This is a genomic window from Tritonibacter sp. SIMBA_163 (genome assembly GCF_046535935.1).
Lineage (GTDB): Bacteria > Pseudomonadota > Alphaproteobacteria > Rhodobacterales > Rhodobacteraceae > Epibacterium > Epibacterium scottomollicae.
Genome location: NZ_JAWJBP010000163.1, coordinates 1 through 384 on the forward strand (window position 1 = coordinate 1; position 384 = coordinate 384).

Below are 384 nucleotides of genomic sequence, written 5' to 3' on the forward strand. Positions count from 1 at the left end.
TCCCGAAGATAGGCTTCGAACGGTTTCAGTATCGACTCGCGCGGAGTCGCCGCGGGCCGAAACGTCGGCGCATCCTGCGTCGCCAGATACTGCCTTACGGTGTTGACGGAGCAGCCAACCTCACAAGCAATGGCACGCAGGCTCTTGCCCTGCTTGTGCAATATCCTGATCTGCATGTATCCCTCGTACGAGATCATCGCCGCTCAAAGCGGCCATTATCCCTTCGTCGAGGCGTATCAATTCCTCAGTGCCGACGGTGTATCAATTTACAGGTGCCGATGACAATCCATGAACGGGATTCACGGCACGGGATGTAATTCGCTTTCCCGTGATCGCGAAAGAGTGGCTTGCCACAGGCGCGCGGAACGAGGTCATCGCGATGCC

General features: G+C 57.3%; 1 protein-coding gene. It reads right to left on the reverse strand.

Going from position 1 to position 384, the window contains the following annotated elements; genetic code table 11:
- A partial coding sequence (locus tag R0J92_RS21910) for a helix-turn-helix domain-containing protein (protein ID WP_411053196.1) occupies positions 1-197 on the reverse strand: 197 nt, incomplete at its 3' end.
- Positions 198-384: the final 187 nt, after the last annotated feature.